Below are 351 nucleotides of genomic sequence, written 5' to 3'. Positions count from 1 at the left end.
GGTTCTGTTGCAAAGTTGAATTTATAGTATAATTTTAACAAAAAGGAGTCTTCTGTATGAATTATTTCAGATATAAACAATTTAACAAGGACGTCATCACTGTAGCCGTTGGCTACTATCTAAGATACGCGCTGAGTTATCGTGATATATCTGAAATACTAAGAGAACGTGGTGTCAACGTTCACCATTCAACAGTCTATCGTTGGGTTCAAGAATATGCTCCGATTTTGTATCAAATTTGGAAGAAAAAACATAAAAAAGCCTATTACAAATGGCGTATTGATGAGACGTACATCAAAATAAAAGGAAAATGGAGCTATTTATATCGTGCCATTGATGCAGAGGGACATA

General features: G+C 34.5%; 1 pseudogene. It reads left to right on the top strand.

The features are described 5' to 3' along the window. Positions 1-56: 56 nt before the first annotated feature. Positions 57-351, top strand: a pseudogene (locus CD126_RS11370) (IS6-like element IS257 family transposase); the annotation flags it as partial.

The organism is Staphylococcus pettenkoferi, assembly GCF_002902685.1.
Taxonomy (GTDB): Bacteria; Bacillota; Bacilli; order Staphylococcales; family Staphylococcaceae; genus Staphylococcus; species Staphylococcus pettenkoferi.
This window is presented reverse-complemented; position numbering and strand designations above follow the sequence as displayed.